Source organism: Pantoea sp. ABR1s (assembly GCF_057812235.1).
In genome coordinates this window covers 947,301-971,671 of record NZ_CM173823.1, presented here as the reverse complement: position 1 = coordinate 971,671, position 24,371 = coordinate 947,301, and the positions used below count along the sequence as shown (strand labels likewise).

The following is a 24,371-nucleotide window of genomic DNA, read 5'->3' as shown; positions in this document are numbered from 1 at the left end:
CCTCCCTAGAACCACTGACCAAAGCGACGGATGTAGAAACGCTTCATGCCCTGCGCCACCAGGCAGTAGCTGAACAGCGTAAGCACCAGCCACGGGAAATATTGCCATGGCAGTGGCACCAGACCGACCATCGCACCCAGCGGTGAGAACGGGATCAGGATGCCCAGCGCCATCACCGCCAGCGTAGTCAGCATCACCGGTAAGGTGGCGCGACTCTGGATAAACGGAATCTTCCGGGTACGCAGCATATGCACCACCAGCGTCTGTGACAGCAGCCCCTCAATAAACCAGCCGGACTGGAACAGCGACTGCACGCCTGCATGGTTAGCGCCGAAAACAAACCACATCAGCGCAAAGGTGGTGACGTCAAAAATTGACGAAGTCGGGCCCATCCACAGCATGAAGCGTTTGATGTTGCCGGCATCCCATTTACGCGGCTTATTCAGAAACTCACGGTCAACCTTGTCCCACGGCAGCGCCAGCTGGGAAACGTCATACATCAGGTTCTGAATCAGCAGATGAATCGACAGCATCGGCAGAAACGGAATAAAGGCACTGGCCACCAGCAGCGAGAAAACGTTGCCGAAGTTGGAGCTGGCGGTCATATTGAGATACTTGATGATGTTGCCAAAGGTCTCGCGTCCTTTGAGTACACCCTCATTCAGCACCTGTAAATCCTTCTCCAGCAGGATGATGTCCGATGAGGCTTTCGCCACATCCGCCGCGCTGTCCACGGAAATCCCGGTGTCGGCTGCCCGCAGCGCAGGCGCGTCGTTAATGCCATCGCCCAGGAACCCGACGGTGTGACCGTTCTGCTGCATCAGCCGCACCAGACGGGATTTCTGCAGCGGCGTCAGCTGAGCAAACAGGGTGCAGCGTTCAGCTTCCTGCGCCAGCTCATCATCGTTCATCGCCTCAATCTGATCGCCGGTCAGCATCGCCGGATCGGTCAGCCCGACATCGGCACAGACCCGCAGCGTCACCAGCGGATTGTCACCGGTCAGTACTTTCACCGTCACACCGCTGTCACGCAGGGCTTTAATCGCTTTGCCCGCGCTGGCTTTAGGCGGATCGCGGAAGGTCAGCATTCCCTGGATAATCAGATCGCGCTCATCACTGTCGCTGAGCGGCGCGTGCAGCTCGCCATCACGGGTCGCCACCAGCAGCACGCGATAGCCCTGCTGATGATAGTGTTCAGTCTGCGCCAGCAGCGCCGCACGCTGTGCCGCATCCAGTGCGACCACCGTGTCGCCCTGCCGCACGGCAATGCTCACTGCCAGCATCTCTTCCACTGCGCCTTTGCAGATCAGTTGTGAACGATGCTGAGTCAGATCCTCCACCAGCACCGACACCCGACGGCGGGTAAAATCAAACGGCAGCTCATCGATCAGCTGGAACTGGCTGCGCTGAGACTGTGAAATGACCTTGTCGCCCGCGCAGAGTAAGGCGCGATCCATCAGGTTTTTCGCGCCACTCTGGCTGCCGCTATTGAGCCATGCCAGCAGCAGCACCTGTGCATCTTCGTTGCCCCGCGCATCCAGATGATGCGCCAGCAGGATGGTGTCCTGGGTCAGCGTGCCGGTTTTATCGGTGCACAGCACATCCATCGCGCCGAGGTTCTGAATGGCGTTGAGCTTTTTAACGATCACTTTGCGGCGTGACATCGCAATCGCGCCCTTAGCCAGGTTGGCGCTGACAATCATCGGCAGCATTTCCGGGGTCAGTCCGACCGCGACGGCCAGTGCAAACAGCGTGGCATCCATCCAGTCGCCTTTGGTGAAGCCGTTAATCAGCAGCACCACCGGAACCATCACCAGCATAAAGCGGATCAGCAGCTTGCTGACGCTGTTCACCCCGCGGTCAAAGGCGGTCTGCGGACGGCTTCCGGTCAGCGATGAGGCCAGGGAGCCGAACCAGGTTTCGCCACCCGTCGCTACCACGACTGCGCTGGCTGTGCCGCTGGCCACGCTGGTGCCCATCAGGCAGATATTCGGTGATGCCAGCCGCTCCTGGGCGGTCTGACCTTCGGCATCGATACCCGCATCGCTGCTCTGTTTCTCAACCGGCAGCGACTCGCCGGTCAGTACTGCTTCACTGATAAACAGATTACGTGAACTCAGCAGACGGACATCGGCAGGCACCTGATCGCCGGTGCTGAGCAGAATGATATCGCCCGGCACCAGTTCACTCATATCCACATCCTGACGCTGCGCGGTTTCGCTGCCTGGCTCACGGCGCAACACGGTGACCTGGCTGCGCACCAGTGACTTCAGTGCCTGCGCCGCACGGTTAGTGCGAAACTCCTGCCAGAAGCGCAGCAGCCCGCTCAGCATCACCATGGTGAAGATGATGATCACGCCGGAGAGATCGGTCTCCTGACCGGCGCGCAGCGGCAGAATATAGTCGGTAAACAGGCTCACCAGCGCCAGGACCAGTAATACGTAGATAAACGGGTTATTAAACGCCATCAGCAGCTGAATCAGCGCGGGTGGCGCTTTCTCATGCGCCACTTCATTACGGCCATACAAAGCCAGTCGTTTCGCCGCCTCAGCCTGAGTCAGACCCTGACGCTGACTACGCAGGTTCGCCAGCGTCCTATCAATGTGCTGGTCTGCCTGCTGCGCCACGGCAAACATTTTTTTACTTTTTTTATCATTACGGTTGCCGGATGAAGTGATCGCAACCTGTTCCAGTTTCATGTCGCTCATTTCGACATCTCCCTGATTTAAAGCAATAGTTGTCCTGCACGGGAAATAACGTGCATGGATAAAACCTGGCGTAGCCGGGTTATTTAATGGGGTGACTTTCAGAAACAGTCAGGTTATTCCGCCTGCACACAAAATAATGACGCGCACAGGGTTACCTGACGCCGGTTATACGCGGCGTTTTAAAAGTCTGATATCAGCGATTGGGCGCAGCCTGGGCTACGCCAGACGGGGCGGAGGAAAAAGAGCGAATATAAACAGCAGCATAACGCGCACTCCTGGTGATAGCAGGATTAAAAATAAGGAGCGCGATCGTTAATTAAAGCGGGGATCGCTGCTCGCCGGTTGGCAAGCAGCAGAGGAAACTCAGCTTGCCAGAATAAAGGTTAATCTCGGGTGACTGTCCAACTGAATTCTCCTGAAGTTATCTGCCGCCATTATAAAGAGAGGCCGGCGTCGGTAAAGCAATAACGTATTGAATAACGGTTTCGTTGAAGATTTGTTTCTGCTCAGGTTGCCGCTTCGGTAACAGCGTGGCGATCTTCTTATAACCTCCAGGTAATGCTTATAACCTTTTGGCATATGATTAGCCCATATTCGACTATTCTTCGCATCGGCCCTTTCGTAAACTCGCGTAACTTTTTAGAGGCAAGGAAATTTCATGAAAACTATAATTCCATCACTGCTGGCGCTGACGCTGGCTGCCGCCTTCACAGCCCAGGCCGCAACACCAAAAGATACGCTGGTGATTGCACAATCAACTGACGACGCAGACAGCTTCGACCCGGCCAAAGGGTTTGAACTGACCAGCGTTCAGGCCTTTACGAACATCTATCAGCGTCTGGTGCAGTCTGACCCGCAGAATCCGGTGGATCTGAAACCTACGCTGGCCACCTCGTGGCAGCCCGGCAGCGACAACCGCAGCCTGACCTTTGAACTGCGCAAAGATGCGAAATTCTCTACCGGCAACCCGCTGCGTCCGGAAGATGTGATCTTCTCGCTGGGCCGCGTGGTGAAACTGAACCTCGATCCCTCTTTCATCCTGACGCAGCTCGGCTGGAACAAAGATAACGTCGATGGCTTCCTGAAGAAAGTCGACGACAATCATGTGCAGATCAGCTGGACCGCCAACGTCAGCCCGACCTACGTCCTGAGCCTGCTCTCTGCCCCGGTTTCATCGATCATTGATGAAAAAACCGCGATGGCGAACCAGAAGAACGGCGATTTCGGTAACGCCTGGCTGGCCACCCACTCGGCGGGCAGCGGCCCGTATCAGATCCGCAAAGTGGTGATGCATCAGGTGGTGCTGCTCAGCGCTAACCCGACTTCACCAGCGGGCGCGCCAAAAATGAAGAACATTCTGATCAAGAACGTGCCTGAACCAGCTGCGCGTCGTCTGCTGCTGGAACAGGGTGATGCCGATATCGCCCGTAACCTGGGTGCCGATCAGATTGCTGCGCTGAACGGCAAACCGGGCGTGAAGACGGAAGCGATTCCAATGGCGTCGCTCTACTACATCCAGTTCAACATCGGCGCGAACGAGACGATGAAGAACCCGGCCTTCTGGGAAGCGGCACGCTACCTGTGGGATTACAAAGGCATCGCCAGTGAGCTGCTGAAAGGCCAGTTCGATGTGCATCAGAGCTTCCTGCCTAAGGGCTTCCTGGGCGCGATCAACGACACGCCATACAGCTACGATCCGGAAAAAGCCAAAGCGATTCTGAAGAAAGCAGGCCTGAACAACGTCACCTTCAAGCTCTCCACCAGCAACCAGCCGCCTTATCTGGATATCGCACAGGCGCTGCAGGGCAGCTTCGCCAAAGCGGGCGTGAAAGTGGAAGTGGTGCCGGGTCTGAGCTCCGAAGTATCGACCAACGTGAAAGCGCATAAATATGAAGCGACGCTGAACGCCTGGGGCTCCGACTATTTCGATCCCAACACCAATGCCGCCTCGTTTGCTTACAACCCGGAAGATGGCAGCAAAACCATCGCTTTCCGTTCAGACTGGCACATTCCTGAGCTGAACAAACAGGTGATTGCGGCGACCGCCGAGAGCGATCCGAAGAAACGTGTGGCGCTGTATGAAGCGATGCAGCGTGAAGTGATGAAGAACTCACCGTATGTGATTGGGATGCAGGCGAAGAACCTCATCGCCCTGCGCGACAACCTGAAAGGCTATGTTCAGGGCATTAACCCTGACATGGTGTATTACTCGCAGGTCACTAAGTAATGGCACAGTCTGTTCCTTCAGCCGGGTTCGCCCGGCTTTTTTGGCAGCGTGGCGGGCGCCTGATCGGTAGCGTACTGTCGCTGCTGGTCACGCTGCTTGGCCTGCTCGCCTTCACCTTTATGCTGTCGCATCTCTCGCCGATCGATCCGGTGCAGCAGATCGCCGGCGATCACGCCAGTGAAGCGACCTATGAGCAGGTGCGTCATGACCTGGGTCTCGACCAGCCGGTGCTGATGCAGTTCTGGCGCTACGTCGAACATCTGGCACAGGGCGATCTGGGTGTCTCCCGTCTCACCAATCAGTCGGTGAGCGGCGACCTGATGACCACCTTCCCCGCCACCATCGAGCTGGCGACCTGCGCGATGATCTTCGCGGTGGTGTTCGGTGTGACGCTGGCGCTGCTGGCCGCCTGGAAACCGGGGAGCTGGATCGATAATCTCGCCCGCTTTGTCTCGCTGCTGGGCTACTCGGTGCCGGTGTTCTGGCTCGGCCTGCTGGGCCTGCTGCTCTTTTATGCGGTGCTGCACTGGTCCGCCGGACCGGGACGGCTGGATGATATCTGGGTCTACACCCTGGAGCCGAAAACCGGCTTTGTGCTGATCGACAGCTGGCTGTCGGGTGAACCGGAGATGTTCCGCAATGCAATTGCGCACCTCTGGCTGCCGGTGGTGATCCTCGGCCTGCTGGCGATGGCGGGCATTACCCGCCTGCTGCGTGCTGCGCTGCTGGAAGAGAGCAGCAAAGAGTATGTGGTGCTGGCGCGTGCTAAAGGCGCGGGTCGGGTGCGCATCCTGCTGCGCCATATCTTCCCCAACGTGCTGGGCACGCTGGTCACGGTGATCGCCCTCTCCTACGCTACGCTGCTGGAAGGCTCGGTGCTGACTGAAACCGTCTTCGCCTGGCCAGGTGTGGGTCGCTATATGACCAATGCGCTGTTCTCCGGCGATGTGCCGGCGATTCTGGGCTCAACCCTGTTAATCGGCAGCTGCTTTATCCTGATTAACACCCTGGCGGATGTTTTAACCTGGTTAACCGATCCGAGAACCCGATGACGCAACAACTCTCTGAACTCGAAACGCTGCGACCACGCCGTCGCCGTCAACGCGTTACCTCGTTAACCGTTGGGCTGACGCTGGTGGCGATTCTTATCCTGATGGCACTGCTGGCGCCGCTGATTGCGCCGTTCGATCCGAACGTGCAGACCATGTCGAGCCGTCTGCTGGCGCCGTCGGCACAGCACTGGTTCGGCACCGACGGCTTTGGCCGCGATCTGCTGTCGCGCGTGATTTACGGCGCGCGTCCGACCCTGCTGCTGGTGTCGCTGATTCTTGTGCTGACCATTCCGGCCGGGCTGCTGATCGGCATCACCGCCGGTTACGTGGGCGGCTGGACCGAACGCCTGCTGATGCGCATTACCGATATCTTTCTGTCACTGCCCAACCTGGTAATCGCGCTGGCGCTGGTGGCGATTCTCGGCCCTGGCCTGATGAACGGCGCGCTGGCACTGGCACTGACCAGCTGGCCGCCGTTTGCCCGTCAGGCACGCGCTGAAACCCTGGCACTGCGCCGCAGCGACTACCTTGCCGCCGCGCGGATGCAGGGGATTACGGGCTTTCGCCTGATGTTCGGTCATATCCTGCCGCTCTGCATGCCGACGGCGGTAGTCCGCGCCGCCCTGAGCCTGGGCGGGATTATCCTGGCTGCGGCCGGACTCGGTTTCCTCGGTATGGGCGTTCAGCCGCCGACGGCGGAATGGGGTTCGATGGTGGCCGAAGGCAGTAAAGTCATTTTTGATCAGTGGTGGGTTGCTGCTGCACCGGGCGCGGCGATTCTGTTTGCCAGCCTGGCCTTTAACCTGACAGGCGATGGCCTGCGCGACCGACTGGATACCCGTCATGCAAAATAATCTGCTCCATGCCGAGGGGCTGACCATTCGCAGCGACGATGCGCTGCTGGTCGACAACATCAGTTTTTCCGTGGGTCGCGAGCGCGTGGCGCTGGTCGGTGAGTCCGGTTCCGGCAAGTCACTGACCGCCCGCAGCCTGATGGGCTTACTCTCGCCCGCGCTGCATCTGCAGGCCAGCCAGCTCCAGGTGGCCGGTGAAAATGCGCTGACGCTAAGCGAGCGTCACTGGAACCAGCTGCGTGGTAACCGCGTGGCGATGGTGATGCAGGACCCGAAGTATGCCCTTAACCAGACGCGCACCATTGGCTGGCAGGTGGAAGAGCCGCTGATCCTGCATCGCCGCCTGAGCCGTGCCGAGCGCAAAGAGAAAGTGTGTGAAATGCTGGATGCGGTCGGCCTGCCCGATCCGCGTCGTCTGATGCAGCAGTATCCGCATCAGCTCTCTGGCGGCATGGGCCAGCGCGTGATGCTGGCGATCGCCCTGATTACCGATCCGGACTTCCTGATCGCCGATGAACCGACCTCCGCGCTGGATCATGCCATGCGCGATCAGGTGCTGGCGCTGATCCGCGGTCTGGTGGAGGCGCGCAACATGGGCCTGCTGCTGATCAGCCATGATTTGCAGCAGGTTTCAGAGCATTGCGAGCGGGTGATGGTGATGTATAAAGGCCGGTTGCTGGATACGCTGCCCGCCGCCGATCTGCCGCACGCTACCCATCCCTACACCCGCACGCTGTGGGCCTGCCGTCCGGGCAAAGCGACCCACGGACAGACATTACCGGTGCTGGACCGCGCTGCGCTGGAGGCAAATGATGATTAAGCTGCAGAATCTAAGCGTCGCCCACAAACAGGGTTACGAGCTGCGCACCGTGGTGCATGAGGTTAACCTGGAGGTTAACGCTGGCGAGTGTTTTGGTCTGGTGGGTCCGTCAGGCTGCGGCAAGTCGTCGCTGCTGTGGGTGCTGGCAGGTCTGAACCCACACTGGCAGGGTCAGATGCAGCTTGCCGGTCACGAAGTTCAGCCGGGTAAAGCCTTCACCGGCGCGCTGCGTCAGGAAGTGCAGATGGTGTTTCAGGATCCCTATGCCTCGCTGCATCCGCGTCATCGGCTGCGTCGCACGCTGGCGGAGCCGCTGAAGCTGCTGAAACGCGACAATATCAACGATCGTATCGATCAGGGCTTCCGTCACGTCGGACTCGATCCCGCCCTGGCGGATCGCTATCCGCATCAGCTCTCCGGCGGCCAGCGTCAGCGCGTCGCCATCGTGCGCGCCCTGCTGCTGCAACCGAAGATCCTGCTGCTGGATGAGCCGACGTCGGCGCTGGATATGTCAGTGCAGGCGGAGATCCTCAATCTGCTCAACGATCTGAAACAGCAGGATGGTCTGACCATGGTGCTGGTGAGCCACGATCCTGATGTGATCGATCACATGTGCGATCGCGCCGTGCACATGTCACAGGGTCGCATCATCGAACAGATCTCTGCCTGAAATCAGGCCGGACGGCGTTCACCTGCCGTCCGGTGCTGCTGCATCCGCAGCGCCTTTCCGTAACATCCCCTTCTTCCGCCATTAGCGTCATCCTCTCTATTGCCAGAACGGCTCTCTGTTCTCTTCCTCTGAGTCATTTGATTGCCACGCGACGCTGTAAACCTTTACAGGCTGAAGCAGGCACGCGAATGCGACAGCGCAAAACGCAGCGGCTGGCTGATGCGGTATACTCGCGACCATTATTTCATGAGAGGAAAAAGCAATGACGGTAAAACTACGTCCGCTGGAACGGGAAGACCTGCACTTTGTCCATCAGCTGGATAACAACGCCAGCGTGATGCGTTACTGGTTTGAGGAGCCGTATGAAGCATTTGTGGAGCTGTCCGATCTCTACAACAAGCACATTCACGATCAGACAGAACGTCGCTTTGTGGTGGAGCACAGCGGGCAGAAAGCGGGATTAGTGGAACTGGTGGAAATCAACCATGTGCACCGGCGCGCCGAGTTTCAGATCATTATCGATCCGGCCCATCAGGGCAAAGGACTGGCAACCCAGGCGGCGAAGCTGGCGATGGATTACGGCTTCTCAGTACTGAATCTCTACAAGCTCTACCTGATTGTCGATCAGGAGAACGAAAAAGCGATCCACATCTACACCAAGCTCGGCTTCGAGATCGAAGGCGTGCTTAAACATGAGTTTTTCATCAACGGGGAGTACCGCAACACCATCCGCATGTGCATTTTCCAGCATCAGTATCTGGAACGCCATAAAACGCCAGGCGGAATGGTGAAGCCGACCGCGCAGTAATCAGCCGCGTGCGCCAACCGGGTTCATAAAGGGACGCGGGTGTTCAGGCTTGAGGTCGTACATGCCGCCATAAAAGGGATCGACCAGCAGCCAGCCGGGGAAGCCACCCAGCGGGATATTGCCCAGCAGATACCACAGGTTAGCGCGAGCCTCGATAGGCACCGTGACCGGCACGTAGCCAGGGCTTTCCAGCATCAGCAGATAGTGCTTTTTGCCGAAGTAGCGGCCGGTAGATTTTTCCAGTTCAACGGTCTGCGGCGTGAAACCCTGCGCAACCGCATAGCCACGCTCATCCTGCACGGTAAAGCGCGCGCCCTGCGGCAAGGAGTCGATGCGCACCAGTTGGGTTTCATTGCCGACAATGGTGGCACAGCCGCTAAGCAGCAGCGCGGCGGCCAGGGCCAGAATTCGCTGTTTCATGAAGGGGTCCACAGAGTGATCAGTGATCAGAGTGTAGACCGCCCTCTCCACCTCAATCGGGCTATCATCGCCCGATTCAGCCAGCTTATTGCGGTTGACAAGCGCGGGCGATAGCCGCGATGTCGTTGGGTGAGGTGCGACAGCAGCCGCCAATCAGCTTCGCGCCCGCCTGCTGCCACTCTGCCAGTTTGTCATGCAACGTGCAGCCTGATGGCGCTGAGTGCCAGGTTTTGCTGCTGGCATCATACTGCTCGCCAGAGTTGGGATAGACCACCAGCGGCTTGTCGGTCAGCTTCTGCAACTGCTGCAGCGCAGGCGTCACGCTCTCAAGAGCCACACAGTTGATCCCCACCGCTACCACCTGCGGCTGCTGATTCAGCCAGCTCACGACGTCTGGCAGCGGTGTGCCGTCGCTGATGTGTCCGGCGTCACGCAGGGTAAACGAGAACCAGGCGCGGCCTTCAGGAAATTCAGCCAGCAGCTTCACCAGCGCCTGCGCTTCGGCAAACGAAGGCAGGGTTTCGCAGGCCAGCAGATCGGCACCCGCCGCCAGCAGCGCCTGCACGCGTGGGCGGTGAAACGCCATCATCTCCGCTTCCGGCAACGCATAGTCGCCGCGATATTCCGAACCATCCGCCAGGAAGGCGCCATAGGGACCGACCGATCCCGCTACCAGCAGCGTTTTCGCGTCGGGCCGGACCGCCAGATAATCGTGACGGGCGCGTCGCGCCAGCTCGACGCTCTGCGCGATCAACGCCAGTGACTCCGCCTCATCAAGGCCACGTGTGGCAAAGCCCTGCGGCGTCGCCTGATAGCTGGCGGTAATGGCACAGCGCGCGCCGGCGACAAAATAGTCGTAGTGCACCTGATAGATCAGCTCAGGATTTTCCATCAGCACCTTAGCTGACCATAACGCATCGGCCAGATGACAGCCGCGGGCTTCCAGCTCGGTGGCCAGGGCACCATCCAGAATCAGCAGTGGCGACTCCGTTAAAGCCTGCGCGACAGGGTTATACGACATCATTGGCCTCCTCAGGCTTCGGGGATGATTTGTGGGTCAGATGGTAAGCGGCATAGCAGAACAGCACAAACGGGATGCCACACCACAGCGCGATACGCTGAGTCGGATCAAACGCCAGACCGACGCAGGCCAGCAGGCAGAGCAGGAAACCCAGCACCGGCGTCAGCGGATAGAGCGGCGCACGGTAGGCCAGATCGGCCAGCGATTTGCCCTGCTGAAGATGACGACGACGGAAAACAAAATGCGAAGCGCAGATGCTGAGCCAGACGGCCACCACTGCAAAGCCGGAGATAGCTGACAGCGCCACAAACACCGTGTCGGGCGCGACCACGCTGGAGACCAGCGCCAGCAAACCACCCACCATGCTGACGGTGATCGCCAGCATCGGCACGCCGCGCTTGTTCACCCGGGCAAAGGCGCGCGGCAGCGTATTTTCATTGGCCAGCGACCAGAGCATCCGCCCGGAGGCATAGAGTCCGGAGTTGGCCGCAGACAGGATAGCGGTCAGGATCACAAAGTTAATAATGTCAGCCGCCCACGGGATGCCGATCTTTTCGAAGACCAGCACGAACGGGCTTTTCACGATACCCGCCTGATCCATAGGAATCAGCGCCGCCAGCACAAATACCGTGCCGATGAAGAAGATAATCAGCCGGGCCACGGTAGTACGGATCGCCAGCGGCAGCACTTTCTCCGGCTGCTGGGTTTCACCGGCCGCAATACCGATCAGCTCGGTGCCGGAAAAGGCGAAGTTGACTGCCACCATAGTCATCAGAATCGGCAGTACGCCGTTGGGCAGCCAGCCGTGCGCCGTCAGGTTGCTCAGGCCCGGTGCGGGCGTGCCATCCTTCATCGGGATAAAGCCGAACATCGCCGCGCCACCGAGCACGATAAAGGCGACGATCGTCACCACCTTAATCAGCGAGAACCAGAACTCCCCTTCGGCAAAGAAGCGGGTTGATATAACGTTCAGCAGATAGATGGCGCAGCAGAAGACCAGGCACCAGATCCATACCGGGATCTGCGGAAACCAGTACTGCATACAGAAGCCCGCCGCCGTCAGGCTGGAGCCGAGGGCGACGGTCCAGGTGAGCCAGTAGAGCCAGGCCACGGTGTAGCCGGTTGCCGGGCTGAGATAGCGTGCGGCATAGACGTGGAACGCGCCGGTTTCCGGCATCGCCACCGAGAGCTCGCCCAGACAGACCATCACCAGCCAGACCACCAGCGCGCCAATCAGATAGGCGAGCAGCGTCCCCGCCGCCCCGGTGGTGGAAATGATATAGCCGGTGTTAAAAAACAGGCCGGTGCCGATTACGCCGCCCAGCGATAACATCACCAGATGGCGCACTTTCATGGTGCGTTTAAATTGTTCCTGCGAGGGAGTTGGCTGTTCGCTCATCACTTTTATCCGTATGGACGTCTAAACATCTATAAGGAACAGTTTTATACGCGTCACAGCCGGTAATTGCAACGGCAGGGAAACAGGGAGGAGGTAAAGGCGGTTCAGTGCCCCGTCGCGGCGGGGCCTGATGCGTTAGCCGAAAACGCTTTGAATATAACGTTCCAGCGCCATGCGGGAACTAAATCCGTGCGGGATGCCGTAGTGTTCCTGTGAATCACCCGCCAGGTAGAGAGGGAATTGGGTGTAGTGATCGCAGGTCTTCATTTCTGAAGCAGGTTCAGCGAACGGCTGGCTCTTCTCTTTCAGTGTCGGGTGAATGACGAGTGCCATGCGCCCCATGCGCGCTTCGCGATTTACATAAACATAGTTCTCTCCACGGCGATAACCATAGGCCCGTGGGGTAATTTCATCGACTTCGAAACCCGCTTTTTCCAGTACGCGCGCTACCTCATCTGGTCGTAAATACATGCTCGATCCTCTCCTCTTTCAAAAGCTTCGCAACCTTACAACAGCATGACAGAGTGGGCATTCGGAATTTTCCCTAAAGAACACTCCCGCGTCTCGTTTATCTCAAGGTCGTCTACACTAGTATTACGTTTTTAAATCAAAGGGAGCTAAAAAATGTTTAATCGCACTGTAAAAAACGATGACATTGATATTAATCAGGATGTTAACGAACTGGCCGATTCACTGGAAGCGCTGCTGAAATCTTACGGCAGTGACGCCAAAGACGAAGTGGATTCTGCACGTAGTCAGGCAGAAAAGCTGCTGAAACAGACCCGCTCCAGACTGAATGGCGGCAGCAACCGTGTTTCACAGGTTGCGCGTGATGCCAGTGCGCAGGTTGACACCTATGTCCATGACAAGCCATGGCACGGTGTTGGTATCGGTGCCGCTTTCGGTATCGTAGTGGGTGTGCTGCTGGCTTCACGCCGCTAAGCTCAACTCTAAAAAATCTCCTGAGCCCTGCCCTGTGCGGGGCTTTTTTATGCCCTTTTTCTGGCTGGTGACATTTACAAAAGATTTTTCCAGGCTGCAGGGCGCATCCCTGCTGGCTTTGCCGCTGTTGCGCAAATGCAAATCATAAAACCCTATATCTGGTGGGCTTGACCCACAAAACCACTACATCTAGTATTTATCTCATCAGCACGACACCAGATGTCCGGCAGAATGAGGCCCGCAACCTGCTCCTCCAGCTCTGTTTCCTGACATCAGAACCGCATATAGAAGGAAATACGAATCATGCGCATTATTATTTACACTAAAGATAACTGTGTCCAGTGCACGGCAACCAAAAATGCGATGGACCGTCAGGGTCTCGCCTATCAGCTTATCAATCTCGACAGCCAGCCCGAGGCGATCGACAACCTGAAATCACTGGGTTACCGCCAGGTACCGGTCGTGATGGCAGATAACGATCACTGGAGCGGTTTCCGCCCGGACAAAATCGCCACGCTGCGCACGCTTTCTGCTGTCGGAGGATAAACACATGTTCCCGCTGGTCTATTTTTCCAGCCAGTCGGAAAACACCCACCGGTTTGTGACGCGCCTCGGCCTGCCCGCCCGGCGCATCCCGCTTGATGCCCGGCAACAACTGCATATCGACCAGCCCTATATTCTGGTGGTGCCCAGCTATGGCGGTGGCAGCAGTCGTGGTGCGGTGCCCGGTCAGGTGATTCAGTTTCTTAATGATGAGGCGAACCGACGCGGTATTCGTGGCGTGATCGCAGCGGGCAACCGTAACTTCGGTGCCGGTTACTGCCTGGCGGGCAGCATCATTGCAAATAAATGTCAGGTTCCCTGCCTCTACCGCTTCGAGCTGATGGGAACGCCTGACGATATCGCGAAAGTTAAAGCGGGAGTAACCCAATTTTGGCAACAACAGACACCCTCAACGGCGTGACGCTCGATTATCACGCCCTTAATGCCATGCTCAATCTCTACGACGCCGAGGGCCGCATCCAGTTCGACAAGGATCGCGAAGCGACACGTCAGTTTTATCTGCAGCATGTGCAGCCCAATACCGTCCCCTTCAATAGCTGCGCTGAGCGTTTACGCTATCTGGTGGCAGAGAGCTATTACGAAGCGGAAGTGCTGAACCAGTACGATTTTGCGTTCCTGCTTGCGCTGCATGAGGTGGCGGAAAATTGGGGATTTGAGTTCAAAACCTTTCTCGGTGCCTGGAAGTACTACACCAGCTACACCCTGAAGACCTTCGACGGAAAACGCTATCTGGAAACCTTCGAACAGCGCGCCTGCATGGTGGCGCTGACGCTGGCTCAGGGCGATGAAAAGCTTGCGCGGGCCCTGCTGGAGGAGATCCTCAGCGGCCATTTCCAGCCCGCTACACCAACCTTCCTGAACTGCGGCAAACAGCAACGCGGTGAGCTGGTCTCCTGCTTTCTGCTGCGCATCGAAGACAATATGGAGTCGATTGGTCGCGCCGTGAATTCGGCACTGCAGCTCTCAAAGCGCGGCGGCGGCGTCGCCTTTTTGCTGTCGAACCTGCGTGAGTCCGGTGCGCCAATCAAACGTATTGAAAATCAGTCGTCGGGCGTTATCCCGGTGATGAAAATGCTGGAGGACGCCTTCTCTTATGCGAATCAGCTCGGCGCGCGTCAGGGCGCTGGCGCGGTGTGGCTCAATGCGCACCATCCCGATATTTTCCGCTTCCTTGATACCAAGCGCGAAAACGCCGATGAGAAGATCCGCATCAAAACCCTGTCGCTGGGCGTGGTGATCCCCGATATCACTTTCCAGCTGGCAAAAGAGAACAAACCGATGGCGCTGTTCTCGCCCTACGACGTTGAACGGATCTACGGCCAGGCCTTTGGCGATATCAGCATCAGCGAGAAGTATGATGAGATGCTGGCCGACGACCGCATCCGTAAAACCTATATTCAGCCACGCGACTTCTTCCAGACGCTGGCCGAGATTCAGTTTGAGTCGGGCTATCCCTACATCATGTATGAGGACAGCGTGAACCGCAGTAACCCGATTGCCGGTCGCATTAACATGAGCAACCTCTGCTCTGAGATCCTGCAGGTGAACAGCGCCAGCGAGTACAATGACGATCTCAGCTATCGCCGGATCGGCAAAGATATCTCCTGTAATCTCGGCTCACTGAACATTGCGCACGCCATGGATTCACGCGATCTGGCGCGTACCGTGGATGTGGCGATCCGCGCCCTGACCTCGGTGTCGATGATGAGCGAAATTGGCTCGGTGCCCTCGGTCGCCGAAGGCAATCGCCGTTCGCACGCCATTGGTCTGGGTCAGATGAACCTGCACGGCTATCTGGCGCGGGAAGGCATCGCCTACGGTTCACCGGAAGCGCTGGATTTCACTAATCTCTACTTCTACTGCATCACCTATTATGCGCTGCGCACCTCTAATCAGCTGGCAAAGGAGCGTCAGCAGACCTTCGATGGCTTTGCGGATTCGCAGTACGCCAGCGGCGCCTACTTCGATAAGTATCTGCAGCGCGAATGGCTGCCGCGCACGGAACGGGTAGCGACGCTGTTTGCCGATGCCGGACTGGCCCTGCCGACACAGGCGGACTGGCAGGCGCTGCGCGACGCGGTGATGCAGCACGGGCTGTTTAATCAGAACCTGCAGGCGATCCCGCCAACCGGTTCAATCTCCTACATTAACCATGCCACCTCCAGCATCCATCCGATTGTCTCCCCTATCGAGATCCGCAAAGAGGGCAAAACCGGCCGCGTCTACTATCCCGCGCCGTTTATGACCAATGAGAATCTCCATCTCTATCAGGATGCGTATCAGATTGGGCCGGAAGCGATTATTGATACCTACGCAGAAGCGACTCAGCATGTCGATCAGGGCCTGTCGCTGACGCTGTTCTTCCGCGATGACGTCTCGACCCGTGACATCAACAAAGCGCAGATTTACGCGTGGAAAAAAGGCATCAAAACGCTCTATTACATTCGACTGCGCCAGATGGCGCTTCAGGGCACGGAGGTTCAGGGCTGCGTCTCATGCTCCCTGTGATGAAAACGATGAAACTAAAACAGATTCAGGCAATTAACTGGAACCGCATTCAGGATGACAAAGATCTTGAAGTGTGGAATCGTCTCACCAGCAACTTCTGGCTGCCGGAGAAAGTGCCGCTCTCCAACGATCTGCCCGGCTGGCAGACGCTGGATAAACAACAGCAGCAGCTGACCATCCGGGTATTCACCGGCCTGACGCTGCTCGACACTATCCAGAACGTGATCGGCGCGCCGGGGCTGATGGAAGATGCCATTACCCCGCACGAAGAGGCGGTGCTGTCGAATATCAGCTTTATGGAAGCGGTGCATGCCCGCTCCTACAGTTCGATCTTTTCAACCCTGTGTAACACCCAGGATGTGGATGCCGCTTATCAGTGGAGCGAAGAGAATGCGCCGCTGCAGAACAAGGCGCGCATCATCCTGGAACACTACCAGGCCGATGATCCGTTGAAGAAGAAGATCGCCAGCGTCTTCCTGGAGTCGTTTTTGTTCTATTCCGGCTTCTGGCTGCCGATGTACTGGTCGAGCCGTGGCAAGCTGACCAACACCGCTGACCTGATTCGCCTGATTATTCGCGATGAAGCGGTTCACGGTTACTACATCGGTTACAAATATCAGCAGGCGCTAGCTGCCGCTGACGATCTGCGCCGCGAAGAGCTGCAGCAGTTCGCCTATGATCTGCTGCTGGCGCTGTATGAGAACGAAGTGGCTTATACCGAGGCGCTCTATGCCGATGTCGGCTGGGTAGAGGAGGTGAAAACCTTCCTGCACTACAACGCCAACAAAGCGTTGATGAATCTGGGCTATGAGGCGCTGTTCCCGGCGGAGCTGACAGCGGTGAATCCGGCCATTCTGTCGGCTCTGTCGCCCAACGCCGACGAAAACCACGACTTCTTCTCCGGTTCAGGCTCCTCCTATGTGATGGGAAAAGCGGTCGAAACCGAAGACGAGGACTGGAATTTCTGAGGGTTACCGGGTGCTGTTTTGTCAGCATCCGGTTTTCTCTGGCAGTGCCGTGTCAGCCGCGCCATTCCGTCTAATCATAAGAAAAAAATATTACTGCAAAACAGCCTGACTATTTCACCGTTTGTTGATTCTGCCCCTCCCCGCATTTCCTTTTTTTTCGACCAATTATTCCACTGAATCCGATCGTTTCAGGCGTGATTATTTCCCTGCATCGGAATCCATTATTTCCGTAATATTTCACCCTGGTGACGCTTGTTTTTCTCCCTTTCACGCGGCAAATCGGCTGAAATGCCAAAAACCCGCCAATGATTTCACAAAAAATTAATCCACGCTTATCCCTTGTGAGCACTGAAGATAATCGGCATCTGAATGTCCCGCGGCCGGTCAATATTCCACTTCAGGGTTGTCAGATAACGTCAGTGTGCTACGGTATGGCCTGCTTAAATTTCAGCGGGAACGACAGGATAATATTAGATATTTCAACCAGGATTTAATGACTGCATGGCTATTAAGCTCGAAGTAAAAAATCTCTATAAAATATTTGGCGACAATCCGGATCGCGCGTTTAAATATATTGAAAAGGGTGCGACCAAAGATGTCATTCTTGAGAAGACCGGGCTCTCCCTTGGCGTAAAGAACGCCAGTCTGGCCATTGAAGAAGGCGAGATATTCGTCATCATGGGGTTATCCGGTTCAGGAAAATCGACCATGGTTCGCCTTCTCAATCGTCTGATAGAGCCGACGCGCGGCCAGGTGATTATTGACGGTGTCGATATTGCCAAAATATCAGCCAGCGAACTGCGCGACGTGCGCAGAAATAAAATCAGCATGGTATTCCAGTCATTTGCTTTGATGCCGCACATGAATGTATTAAATAATACGGCATTTGGTATGGAATTAGCGGGAGTCGCACTGGCTGAACGCCAGGAAAAAGCACTGGAAGCGTTACGTCAGGTCGGGCTGGAGAATTATGCGCACGCTTACCCGGATGAACTTTCCGGAGGGATGCGACAGCGCGTCGGATTAGCCCGCGCACTGGCCATCAATCCCGACATCTTATTAATGGATGAGGCCTTCTCCGCTCTGGATCCGTTGATTCGTACTGAAATGCAGGATGAGCTGGTTAATTTACAAGCCAGGCATCAGCGCACCATCGTCTTTATTTCCCACGATCTTGATGAAGCGATGCGTATTGGCGACCGTATTGCCATTATGCAGGGCGGCGAAGTGATACAGGTTGGTACGCCGGATGAAATCCTGAATAACCCAGCCAATGACTATGTCCGCACCTTTTTCCGTGGCGTCGATATCAGCCATGTATTCAGCGCCAAAGATATCGCCCGCCGTAGCGCGGGAGCGTTGATCCGCAAAGCGCCAGGTTTCGGCCCGCGCTCCGCCATTAAGCTGCTGCAGGATGAAGACCGCGACTACGGCTACGTGCTGGAGAAACAGAAGTTTCTTGGCGTGGTCTCCACCGACTCGCTGAAAGCCGCGCTGGCAGCAGGTCTGGGACTCGATAGCGCCCTCCTCGACTCGCCAGCCGCGGTGCCCGCCGATACCTCACTGAGCGATCTGCTCTCGCACGTCGCTCAGGCGCCCTGTGCGGTGCCAGTGGTCGGTGAGGAGAATCAGTATGTCGGTATCATTTCCAAAAGCACGCTATTGCGCGCGTTAGATCGTGAAGGAGCCCAGCCATGAGTCAGGAAACCACCAATCCGTGGGATAGCGGCACCGCCGCCAGCAGTCAGGCTGCGCCCACCAGCAGCGGCGGTGCCGATGCCTGGGGCACGCCCGATGGCAGCGCGACACCCGATGCAGCCAGCAGCAGTGACTGGCTCAACAGCGCCCCCGCGCCCGCGCCGGAACATTTCAATATCATGGATCCATTCCACAAAACCTGGATCCCGCTTGATCACTGGGTGACTACCGGCATCGACTGGGTGGTCAACCATTTCCGCCCGCTGTTTCAGGGTATCCGGGTACCGGTTGACTATATTCTCAGCGCCTTTCAGCAGCTGTTGCTGGGAATGCCCGCGCCGGTAGCGATTCTGGTGTTTGCGCTGATCGCCTGGCAGATCGCGACGCCCGCCATGGGCATCGCCACGCTGGTATCGCTGATCTTGATTGGCGCAATTGGCGCCTGGTCGCAGGCGATGGTCACGCTGGCGCTGGTGCTTACCGCGCTGATGTTCTGCATTCTCATCGGCCTGCCGCTGGGGATCTGGCTGGCCCGCAGTGAACGGGCAGCGCGTATCGTACGCCCCTTGCTGGATGCGATGCAGACAACACCCGCCTTTGTCTATCTGGTGCCGATTGTAATGCTGTTTGGTATCGGCAACGTGCCAGGCGTGGTGGTCACGATTATCTTCGCCCTGCCACCGATTGTGCGTCTGACTATTCTCGGCATTAAGCAGGTGCCCGCCGATCTGATCGAAGCGAGCGAATCCTTTGGTGCCAGTCCGCGTCAGCTGCTATTCAAAGTGCAGTTGCCGCTGGCGATGCCCACCATTATGGCGGGCGTTAATCAGACCCTGATGCTGGCGCTGTCGATGGTGGTGATCGCCTCGATGATCGCCGTGGGCGGACTCGGTCAGATGGTCCTGCGCGGTATTGGCCGTCTCGATATGGGGCTGGCTACGGTGGGTGGTGTGGGGATTGTTATCCTTGCCATTATCCTTGACCGTCTGACCCAATCTTTTGGTCGCGATAGCCGCAGCCGCGGTAATCGTCACTGGTATCACACCGGCCCGCTGGGCCTGATCTTCTCTCCTTCGCGTAAAAAATAATCTGTCGGGCGGCGCCTGCGCGCCGCTCATCCTGACGCGACATCTGAAATAAGGAATGACTATGCGCAACAGAGCCTCTCTGCTCGCCGCCGTGGTAACCACGCTGGCCGTTTCACACGTCTCCGCTGCCGATCTGCCGGGCAAAGGTATTACGGTACAACCCATACAGAGCACTATCGCTGAAGAGACTTTTCAGACCCTGATTGTCAGCCGCGCGCTGGAAAAACTCGGCTATCAGGTCAGCAAGCCGAGTGAAGTGGATTACAACGTTGGCTACACCTCTATCGCCGCTGGCGACGCCACCTTTACCGCGGTGAACTGGCAGCCGCTGCATGACGACATGTACAAAGCCGCCGGTGGCGATCAGAAGCTCTATCGTCAGGGAACCTACGTTACCGGTGCCGCCCAGGGTTATCTGATTGATAAGAAGACCGCCGAGAAATATCACATCACCAATATCGAACAGCTGAAAGATCCTAAGATCGCCAGCCTGTTTGACGCCAACGGCGATGGCAAAGCGGATATGACCGGCTGTACGCCAGGCTGGGGCTGTGAAGCGGTGATTAATCATCAGAACAGCGCCTTCGGTCTTAGTGATACCGTAACCGCCAATATGGGTAACTATTCGGCGATGGTGGCGGATACGCTGGCACGCTACAAACAGGGTAAACCGATCCTTTATTACACCTGGACGCCCTACTGGCTGAGCGATGTGCTGAAGCCGGGCCGCGATGTGGTCTGGCTGCAGGTGCCGTTCTCTTCGCTGCCTGGCGAACAGAAGGATGTGGATACTAAGCTGCCAAACGGCGCGAACTACGGTTTCCCGGTTAACACCATGCACATCGTCGCCAACAAAGCCTGGGCGGCGAAAAACCCGGCGGCTGCCCGTCTGTTTGCGGTCATGAAGCTGCCCATTACCGATATCAATGCTGAAAACTCAGCAATGCATGCCGGACAAAACTCAGAAGAGGCGATTAACCGTCATGTGGATGGCTGGATTAAGGCGCATCAGGCTGAGTTCGATAAATGGATCAGCGAGGCGCAGGCCGCCGCGCAATAACCTGAAAACATTTCCGCCCCACGGTGGTTGATAAAAGTGCTGGCTCAGTGAGCATACGCTTTTAGGCGGGCAGTTATCTGAGGGCAGAAATTTTTCTGCCCTTTTTTTATGCCTGCTTTCCCGACTGGTATGGCCTGTTAATAAACATGCGTGTGAAATAGTTTTTTGAGTTACTATTAACCTCAAATGATTATTAGCGACCGATGCTGTTTATGAATGCGACTCGCCAGGGTCTGACGCCTGCTTTAGTAATACTGATGTCAGTAGCAACCGGCCTCTGCGTAGCCAGTAATTACTACGTTCAGCCACTACTGAATACCATCGCCCAACAGTTTGATCTCTCTGTCAGCCTCGCCGGATTTATTGTCACCACGGCGCAGCTGGGCTACGCCTGCGGTCTGCTGCTGCTGGTGCCGCTTGGCGATCGGTTTGAACGACGCAGCCTGATTGTTACGATGATCCTGCTGGCTGCTGCGGGCATGGTGATTATCGCCCTTTCGCACTCCTTTCTCTTTTTACTGCTGGGCACGGTGATGACCGGCCTGTTCTCGGTCGCCGCACAAATCCTGGTGCCGCTGGCCGCCACGCTGGCAGAGCCGGAGCGGCGCGGCAAAATAGTGGGGACGGTAATGAGCGGTTTGCTGCTGGGGATTCTGCTGGCGCGCACCGTGGCAGGCGGCCTGGCGCAGCTTGGCGGCTGGCGTACCGTTTACTGGACTGCCAGCCTGCTGATGGTGGTGATGGCCCTGGCGCTGTGGCGATCGCTGCCGCGCGTGAAACAGTCTGTGCCCATGAGCTATCCGCAACTGCTGGCCTCCATCTTTCGCCTGTATGCCGGTAATCGGGTGCTCCGCACCCGCGCCTGGACCGGCTGCCTCTCCTTTGCCAATTTCAGCCTGCTGTGGACCTCAATGGCCTTTCTGCTCGCCGGGGCGCCTTATCATTTCTCAGAGGGCGAGATTGGCTTGCTGGGGCTGGTCGGTGCCGCGGGTGCGCTGGCCGCACGTCAGGCGGGCGCGCTGGCTGACAAGGGTAAAGCGAAGCTGACCACCCGACTGGGCCTGCTGCTTATGCTGCTGTCGTGGGCCGCCATTGCGTGGGGCGCGGAGCAGCTTGCGCCGCTGATCGTCGGCATCCTGCTGCTGGATCTGGCGGTACAGGCCGTCCATATCACCAATCAAAGCGTGATCTACGCGCAGATGCCGGAGGCGCGGAACCGTCTTAATGCCGGTTACATGACCAGCTACTTTATGGGTGGCGCGGCCGGCTCACTGCTCTCCGCGACCGCTTACCATCTTTGGGGCTGGTATGGCGTCTGTGGCGCTGGCGCGCTGCTGACTGTGGTTAATCTGCTGATTTGGGCAGCCGGATCGCGCTTTGAGCCGGAAAAAATCAACTGAAGCCTGGCCGGACAGCGCATTGCGTCTGGTCACAAATGGTTAGGTTTGTTATGGTTAGTAGCAAACCTATTCACTTCAGTTATTTTTCCCCGCGATATTATTAAATTTGCCCCCTTTTTGATCACGTTCCGGCACAGCGGCTGCCGCCGGACGTACGGGTTTTTGACCCAGGGCCAGGGAATGGCCTGGAATACCTTTGATGGTGAATAGTGATTCTGTCAGCGATCACCTGCCAAAAAGTGACTACGCTTATCCTGTCACCATAGTTATTATACAAGTTGCAATTAGTGAGGTTTTTTTTAATGGAAAGTTCGTTTACTCCCATTGAGCAGATGCTAAACATCCGTGCCAATCGCCATAAGGATTTTCCGTTGCAGGAAATTATTCTGACGCGTCTCTGTATGCATATGCAGGGTAAACTGCTGGACAACCGTAATAAGATGCTGAAAGCACAGGGTATTAATGAAACCCTGTTCATGGCGTTGATTACGCTGGATGCACAGGAAAACCATAGTATTCAGCCCTCTGAGCTCAGCTCTGCCCTTGGTTCTTCGCGCACCAATGCCACGCGCATTGCTGATGAACTGGAAAAGCGCGGCTGGATTGAGCGTCGTGAAAGCGATCACGACCGTCGCTGCCTGCACCTGCATCTGACCGATAAAGGGATGGAGTTCCTGCGTCAGCTGCTGCCACCTCAGCATCAGAGCCTGCAGTACCTCTGGTCATCGCTCTCCGTCGATGAGAAGTCGCAGCTGGAAGGCATCACCCGTAAGCTACTTAATCGTCTTGATAAAATGGATGAAGATCAGCTGATCGCCTCGCTTTCCCGCTAATAGCAATAAGTGCGACACAATCACCTGTCGGAATCGTTATTTTAATTTCCTTTTTTATCTGGCCAGCGCTCAGTCGCTGGCTTTTTCGACTCGGGCGCTGGCGAAAAGGGATTTCTGCCGCCCGACTAAATGGAAAACGTGGAGAAAGACATGAGTGCAACGGCAGAAGCACAAAGCCCGCAACCGTCAGCCAACAAAAAGAAGAAGCGCAAAAGTGTGCTCATCGTGCTGGCGCTGATCTTTGTGCTGATTGGTATTGCCTGGGGAGTTTACTGGTTCCTGGTCCTGCGCCATTTTCAGGAAACGGATGACGCCTACGTTGCGGGTAACCAGGTGCAGGTGATGGCACAGGTCTCCGGTAGCGTGAATAAAGTCTGGTTTGAAGATACCGATTTCGTCAAAAAAGGCGATGTGCTGGTTTCACTGGATAAGACGGATGCGGAGCAGGCGTTTGAAAAAGCGCAGACGGCACTCGCCACCAGCGTGCGTCAGACGCATCAGCTGATGATTAATGGCAAACAGTATCAGGCCAGCATTACCTTGCAACAGACCGCTCTGGCGCAGGCACAGGCCGACCTGAAACGCCGTGAGCCGTTAGGCGCAGCTAATCTGATTGGCCGTGAAGAGTTGCAGCACGCCCGCGATGCCGTCGCGACGGCCAAAGCACAACTGGACGTGGCGATTCAGCAATACAATGCGAATCAGGCGATGATCCTCAACACCTCACTGGAAAATCAGCCTGCCGTGCAACAGAGCGCGGCTGAGCTGCGTGACGCCTGGCTGGCGCTGCAGCGCACCGAAATCCGTAGTCCGATGGATGGTTTTGTCTCCCGTCGCAGCGTCCAGGTCGGTTCGCAAATCTCCACCAGCACCCCGCTGCTCGCCGTCGTGCCTGCAACGAATCTGTGGGTCGATGCCAACTTTAAAGAGACCCAGCTGGCTGGCGTTCGTATTGGTCAGCCTGTCACCGTAGTTGCCGACATCTACGGTGACGAAGTGGTTTATCAGGGCAAAGTTGCAGGACTGGATATGGGCACCGGCAGCGCCTTCTCACTGTTGCCGGCACAGAATGCCACCGGTAACTGGATCAAAGTGGTTCAGCGCCTGCCGGTTCGTATCGAACTGAATCAGGAAGATATCGCCAGACATCCGCTGCGTATTGGCCTCTCAACGCTGGTTAAAATCGATACCACCAGCAAAGAGGGCAGCGCGCTGGCCACCAGCGCCCGTCAGCAAGCCGCTTACAGCAGCAACGCACTGGCGATTGACCTTGCGCCGGTCAATCAGCTGATCACCGATATCGTCCGCGCCAACGCCGGATGATGACGCGG

General features: G+C 56.9%; 22 protein-coding genes. 17 read left to right on the top strand and 5 right to left on the bottom strand.

Annotated elements, in window-relative coordinates; all coding sequences use genetic code 11:
• Positions 1-5 precede the first annotated feature (5 nt).
• Positions 6-2,708, bottom strand: coding sequence for a magnesium-translocating P-type ATPase (mgtA, locus tag ACXKZD_RS04595; protein WP_033786760.1), 2,703 nt, complete (start codon positions 2,706-2,708; stop codon positions 6-8).
• A 658-nt stretch (positions 2,709-3,366) separates the two neighbouring features.
• Between mgtA and ACXKZD_RS04590 the strand changes: the two genes are divergently transcribed.
• The 6 genes from ACXKZD_RS04590 (at position 3,367) to speG (ending at position 9,139) form a co-directional block, all read left to right on the top strand.
• The gene (locus tag ACXKZD_RS04590; protein WP_010257743.1) at positions 3,367-4,935 is read left to right on the top strand and encodes an ABC transporter substrate-binding protein; all 1,569 of its coding nucleotides are present in this window, start codon (positions 3,367-3,369) and stop codon (positions 4,933-4,935) included.
• Positions 4,935-5,987 (top strand): ABC transporter permease, encoded by a 1,053-nt coding sequence (locus ACXKZD_RS04585; protein WP_010257745.1) that lies wholly within the window; start codon positions 4,935-4,937, stop codon positions 5,985-5,987. Before ACXKZD_RS04590 ends, ACXKZD_RS04585 begins: the two co-directional genes overlap by 1 nt.
• Entirely contained in the window at positions 5,984-6,841 is an 858-nt protein-coding gene (locus ACXKZD_RS04580) for an ABC transporter permease (RefSeq protein ID WP_010257750.1), read from the top strand. Before ACXKZD_RS04585 ends, ACXKZD_RS04580 begins: the two co-directional genes overlap by 4 nt.
• The gene (locus ACXKZD_RS04575) at positions 6,831-7,661 is read left to right on the top strand and encodes an ABC transporter ATP-binding protein (protein WP_192033378.1); all 831 of its coding nucleotides are present in this window, start codon (positions 6,831-6,833) and stop codon (positions 7,659-7,661) included. Before ACXKZD_RS04580 ends, ACXKZD_RS04575 begins: the two co-directional genes overlap by 11 nt.
• Positions 7,654-8,331: an ABC transporter ATP-binding protein gene (locus ACXKZD_RS04570; protein ID WP_033758674.1), complete on the top strand. Its 678-nt coding sequence runs from the start codon at positions 7,654-7,656 to the stop codon at positions 8,329-8,331. Before ACXKZD_RS04575 ends, ACXKZD_RS04570 begins: the two co-directional genes overlap by 8 nt.
• 262 nt (positions 8,332-8,593) lie before the next feature.
• Positions 8,594-9,139: a spermidine N1-acetyltransferase gene (gene speG / locus ACXKZD_RS04565; RefSeq protein ID WP_003850356.1), complete on the top strand. Its 546-nt coding sequence runs from the start codon at positions 8,594-8,596 to the stop codon at positions 9,137-9,139.
• On the opposite strand, the gene ACXKZD_RS04560 is transcribed toward speG, so the two are convergent.
• From ACXKZD_RS04560 to ACXKZD_RS04545, 4 genes are all read right to left on the bottom strand, one after another.
• A complete protein-coding gene (locus ACXKZD_RS04560) occupies positions 9,140-9,559 on the bottom strand; it encodes a hypothetical protein (RefSeq protein ID WP_010257757.1) in 420 nt (139 codons plus the stop codon).
• Positions 9,560-9,644: 85 nt separating this feature from the next.
• Entirely contained in the window at positions 9,645-10,580 is a 936-nt protein-coding gene (gene mmuM / locus ACXKZD_RS04555) for a homocysteine S-methyltransferase (RefSeq protein ID WP_340278709.1), read from the bottom strand.
• On the bottom strand, positions 10,570-11,979 hold the full coding sequence (gene mmuP, locus ACXKZD_RS04550; RefSeq protein ID WP_033758676.1) for an S-methylmethionine permease: 1,410 nt from the start codon (positions 11,977-11,979) through the stop codon (positions 10,570-10,572). Before mmuP ends, mmuM begins: the two co-directional genes overlap by 11 nt.
• Before the next feature lie 135 nt (positions 11,980-12,114).
• On the bottom strand, positions 12,115-12,450 hold the full coding sequence (locus tag ACXKZD_RS04545; RefSeq protein ID WP_003850360.1) for a DUF2002 family protein: 336 nt from the start codon (positions 12,448-12,450) through the stop codon (positions 12,115-12,117).
• Between the two features lie 153 nt (positions 12,451-12,603).
• On the opposite strand from ACXKZD_RS04545, the gene ACXKZD_RS04540 reads away from it, so the two are divergent.
• From ACXKZD_RS04540 to emrA, 11 genes are all read left to right on the top strand, one after another.
• Complete coding sequence (locus ACXKZD_RS04540) at positions 12,604-12,921, top strand: DUF883 family protein (protein WP_010257764.1); 318 nt, start codon at positions 12,604-12,606, stop codon at positions 12,919-12,921.
• A gap of 303 nt (positions 12,922-13,224) precedes the next feature.
• Positions 13,225-13,467 (top strand): glutaredoxin-like protein NrdH, encoded by a 243-nt coding sequence (nrdH, locus tag ACXKZD_RS04535; protein WP_010257769.1) that lies wholly within the window; start codon positions 13,225-13,227, stop codon positions 13,465-13,467.
• A gap of 4 nt (positions 13,468-13,471) precedes the next feature.
• The gene (gene nrdI / locus ACXKZD_RS04530) at positions 13,472-13,885 is read left to right on the top strand and encodes a class Ib ribonucleoside-diphosphate reductase assembly flavoprotein NrdI (RefSeq protein ID WP_010257771.1); all 414 of its coding nucleotides are present in this window, start codon (positions 13,472-13,474) and stop codon (positions 13,883-13,885) included.
• Positions 13,855-15,993, top strand: coding sequence for a class 1b ribonucleoside-diphosphate reductase subunit alpha (gene nrdE / locus ACXKZD_RS04525; protein ID WP_488981890.1), 2,139 nt, complete (start codon positions 13,855-13,857; stop codon positions 15,991-15,993). Before nrdI ends, nrdE begins: the two co-directional genes overlap by 31 nt.
• 8 nt (positions 15,994-16,001) lie before the next feature.
• Positions 16,002-16,961 (top strand): class 1b ribonucleoside-diphosphate reductase subunit beta, encoded by a 960-nt coding sequence (gene nrdF, locus ACXKZD_RS04520; RefSeq protein WP_010257777.1) that lies wholly within the window; start codon positions 16,002-16,004, stop codon positions 16,959-16,961.
• Positions 16,962-17,462: 501 nt separating this feature from the next.
• Positions 17,463-18,659, top strand: a complete 1,197-nt coding sequence (proV, locus tag ACXKZD_RS04515; RefSeq protein WP_010672155.1) for a glycine betaine/L-proline ABC transporter ATP-binding protein ProV — start codon at positions 17,463-17,465, stop codon at positions 18,657-18,659.
• Positions 18,656-19,747: a glycine betaine/L-proline ABC transporter permease ProW gene (gene proW, locus ACXKZD_RS04510; RefSeq protein WP_010257782.1), complete on the top strand. Its 1,092-nt coding sequence runs from the start codon at positions 18,656-18,658 to the stop codon at positions 19,745-19,747. The genes proV and proW overlap by 4 nt, the downstream gene beginning before the upstream one ends.
• Before the next feature lie 61 nt (positions 19,748-19,808).
• Entirely contained in the window at positions 19,809-20,807 is a 999-nt protein-coding gene (gene proX / locus ACXKZD_RS04505) for a glycine betaine/L-proline ABC transporter substrate-binding protein ProX (RefSeq protein WP_010257785.1), read from the top strand.
• Positions 20,808-21,019: 212 nt separating this feature from the next.
• The gene (locus ACXKZD_RS04500) at positions 21,020-22,207 is read left to right on the top strand and encodes an MFS transporter (protein WP_045139739.1); all 1,188 of its coding nucleotides are present in this window, start codon (positions 21,020-21,022) and stop codon (positions 22,205-22,207) included.
• Positions 22,208-22,509: 302 nt separating this feature from the next.
• Positions 22,510-23,040, top strand: a complete 531-nt coding sequence (mprA, locus tag ACXKZD_RS04495; protein ID WP_003850381.1) for a transcriptional repressor MprA — start codon at positions 22,510-22,512, stop codon at positions 23,038-23,040.
• Between the two features lie 150 nt (positions 23,041-23,190).
• A complete protein-coding gene (gene emrA, locus ACXKZD_RS04490) occupies positions 23,191-24,363 on the top strand; it encodes a multidrug efflux MFS transporter periplasmic adaptor subunit EmrA (protein WP_010257791.1) in 1,173 nt (390 codons plus the stop codon).
• Positions 24,364-24,371 lie beyond the last annotated feature (8 nt).

Coding starts and splice junctions, on each gene's coding strand:
- mgtA (WP_033786760.1), bottom strand. CDS start 2,708: ATGAGCGACATGAAACTGGAACAGGTTGCGATCACTTCATCCGGCAAC.
- ACXKZD_RS04590 (WP_010257743.1), top strand. CDS start 3,367: ATGAAAACTATAATTCCATCACTGCTGGCGCTGACGCTGGCTGCCGCC.
- ACXKZD_RS04585 (WP_010257745.1), top strand. CDS start 4,935: ATGGCACAGTCTGTTCCTTCAGCCGGGTTCGCCCGGCTTTTTTGGCAG.
- ACXKZD_RS04580 (WP_010257750.1), top strand. CDS start 5,984: ATGACGCAACAACTCTCTGAACTCGAAACGCTGCGACCACGCCGTCGC.
- ACXKZD_RS04575 (WP_192033378.1), top strand. CDS start 6,831: ATGCAAAATAATCTGCTCCATGCCGAGGGGCTGACCATTCGCAGCGAC.
- ACXKZD_RS04570 (WP_033758674.1), top strand. CDS start 7,654: ATGATTAAGCTGCAGAATCTAAGCGTCGCCCACAAACAGGGTTACGAG.
- speG (WP_003850356.1), top strand. CDS start 8,594: ATGACGGTAAAACTACGTCCGCTGGAACGGGAAGACCTGCACTTTGTC.
- ACXKZD_RS04560 (WP_010257757.1), bottom strand. CDS start 9,559: ATGAAACAGCGAATTCTGGCCCTGGCCGCCGCGCTGCTGCTTAGCGGC.
- mmuM (WP_340278709.1), bottom strand. CDS start 10,580: ATGTCGTATAACCCTGTCGCGCAGGCTTTAACGGAGTCGCCACTGCTG.
- mmuP (WP_033758676.1), bottom strand. CDS start 11,979: ATGAGCGAACAGCCAACTCCCTCGCAGGAACAATTTAAACGCACCATG.
- ACXKZD_RS04545 (WP_003850360.1), bottom strand. CDS start 12,450: ATGTATTTACGACCAGATGAGGTAGCGCGCGTACTGGAAAAAGCGGGT.
- ACXKZD_RS04540 (WP_010257764.1), top strand. CDS start 12,604: ATGTTTAATCGCACTGTAAAAAACGATGACATTGATATTAATCAGGAT.
- nrdH (WP_010257769.1), top strand. CDS start 13,225: ATGCGCATTATTATTTACACTAAAGATAACTGTGTCCAGTGCACGGCA.
- nrdI (WP_010257771.1), top strand. CDS start 13,472: ATGTTCCCGCTGGTCTATTTTTCCAGCCAGTCGGAAAACACCCACCGG.
- nrdF (WP_010257777.1), top strand. CDS start 16,002: ATGAAACTAAAACAGATTCAGGCAATTAACTGGAACCGCATTCAGGAT.
- proV (WP_010672155.1), top strand. CDS start 17,463: ATGGCTATTAAGCTCGAAGTAAAAAATCTCTATAAAATATTTGGCGAC.
- proW (WP_010257782.1), top strand. CDS start 18,656: ATGAGTCAGGAAACCACCAATCCGTGGGATAGCGGCACCGCCGCCAGC.
- proX (WP_010257785.1), top strand. CDS start 19,809: ATGCGCAACAGAGCCTCTCTGCTCGCCGCCGTGGTAACCACGCTGGCC.
- ACXKZD_RS04500 (WP_045139739.1), top strand. CDS start 21,020: ATGAATGCGACTCGCCAGGGTCTGACGCCTGCTTTAGTAATACTGATG.
- mprA (WP_003850381.1), top strand. CDS start 22,510: ATGGAAAGTTCGTTTACTCCCATTGAGCAGATGCTAAACATCCGTGCC.
- emrA (WP_010257791.1), top strand. CDS start 23,191: ATGAGTGCAACGGCAGAAGCACAAAGCCCGCAACCGTCAGCCAACAAA.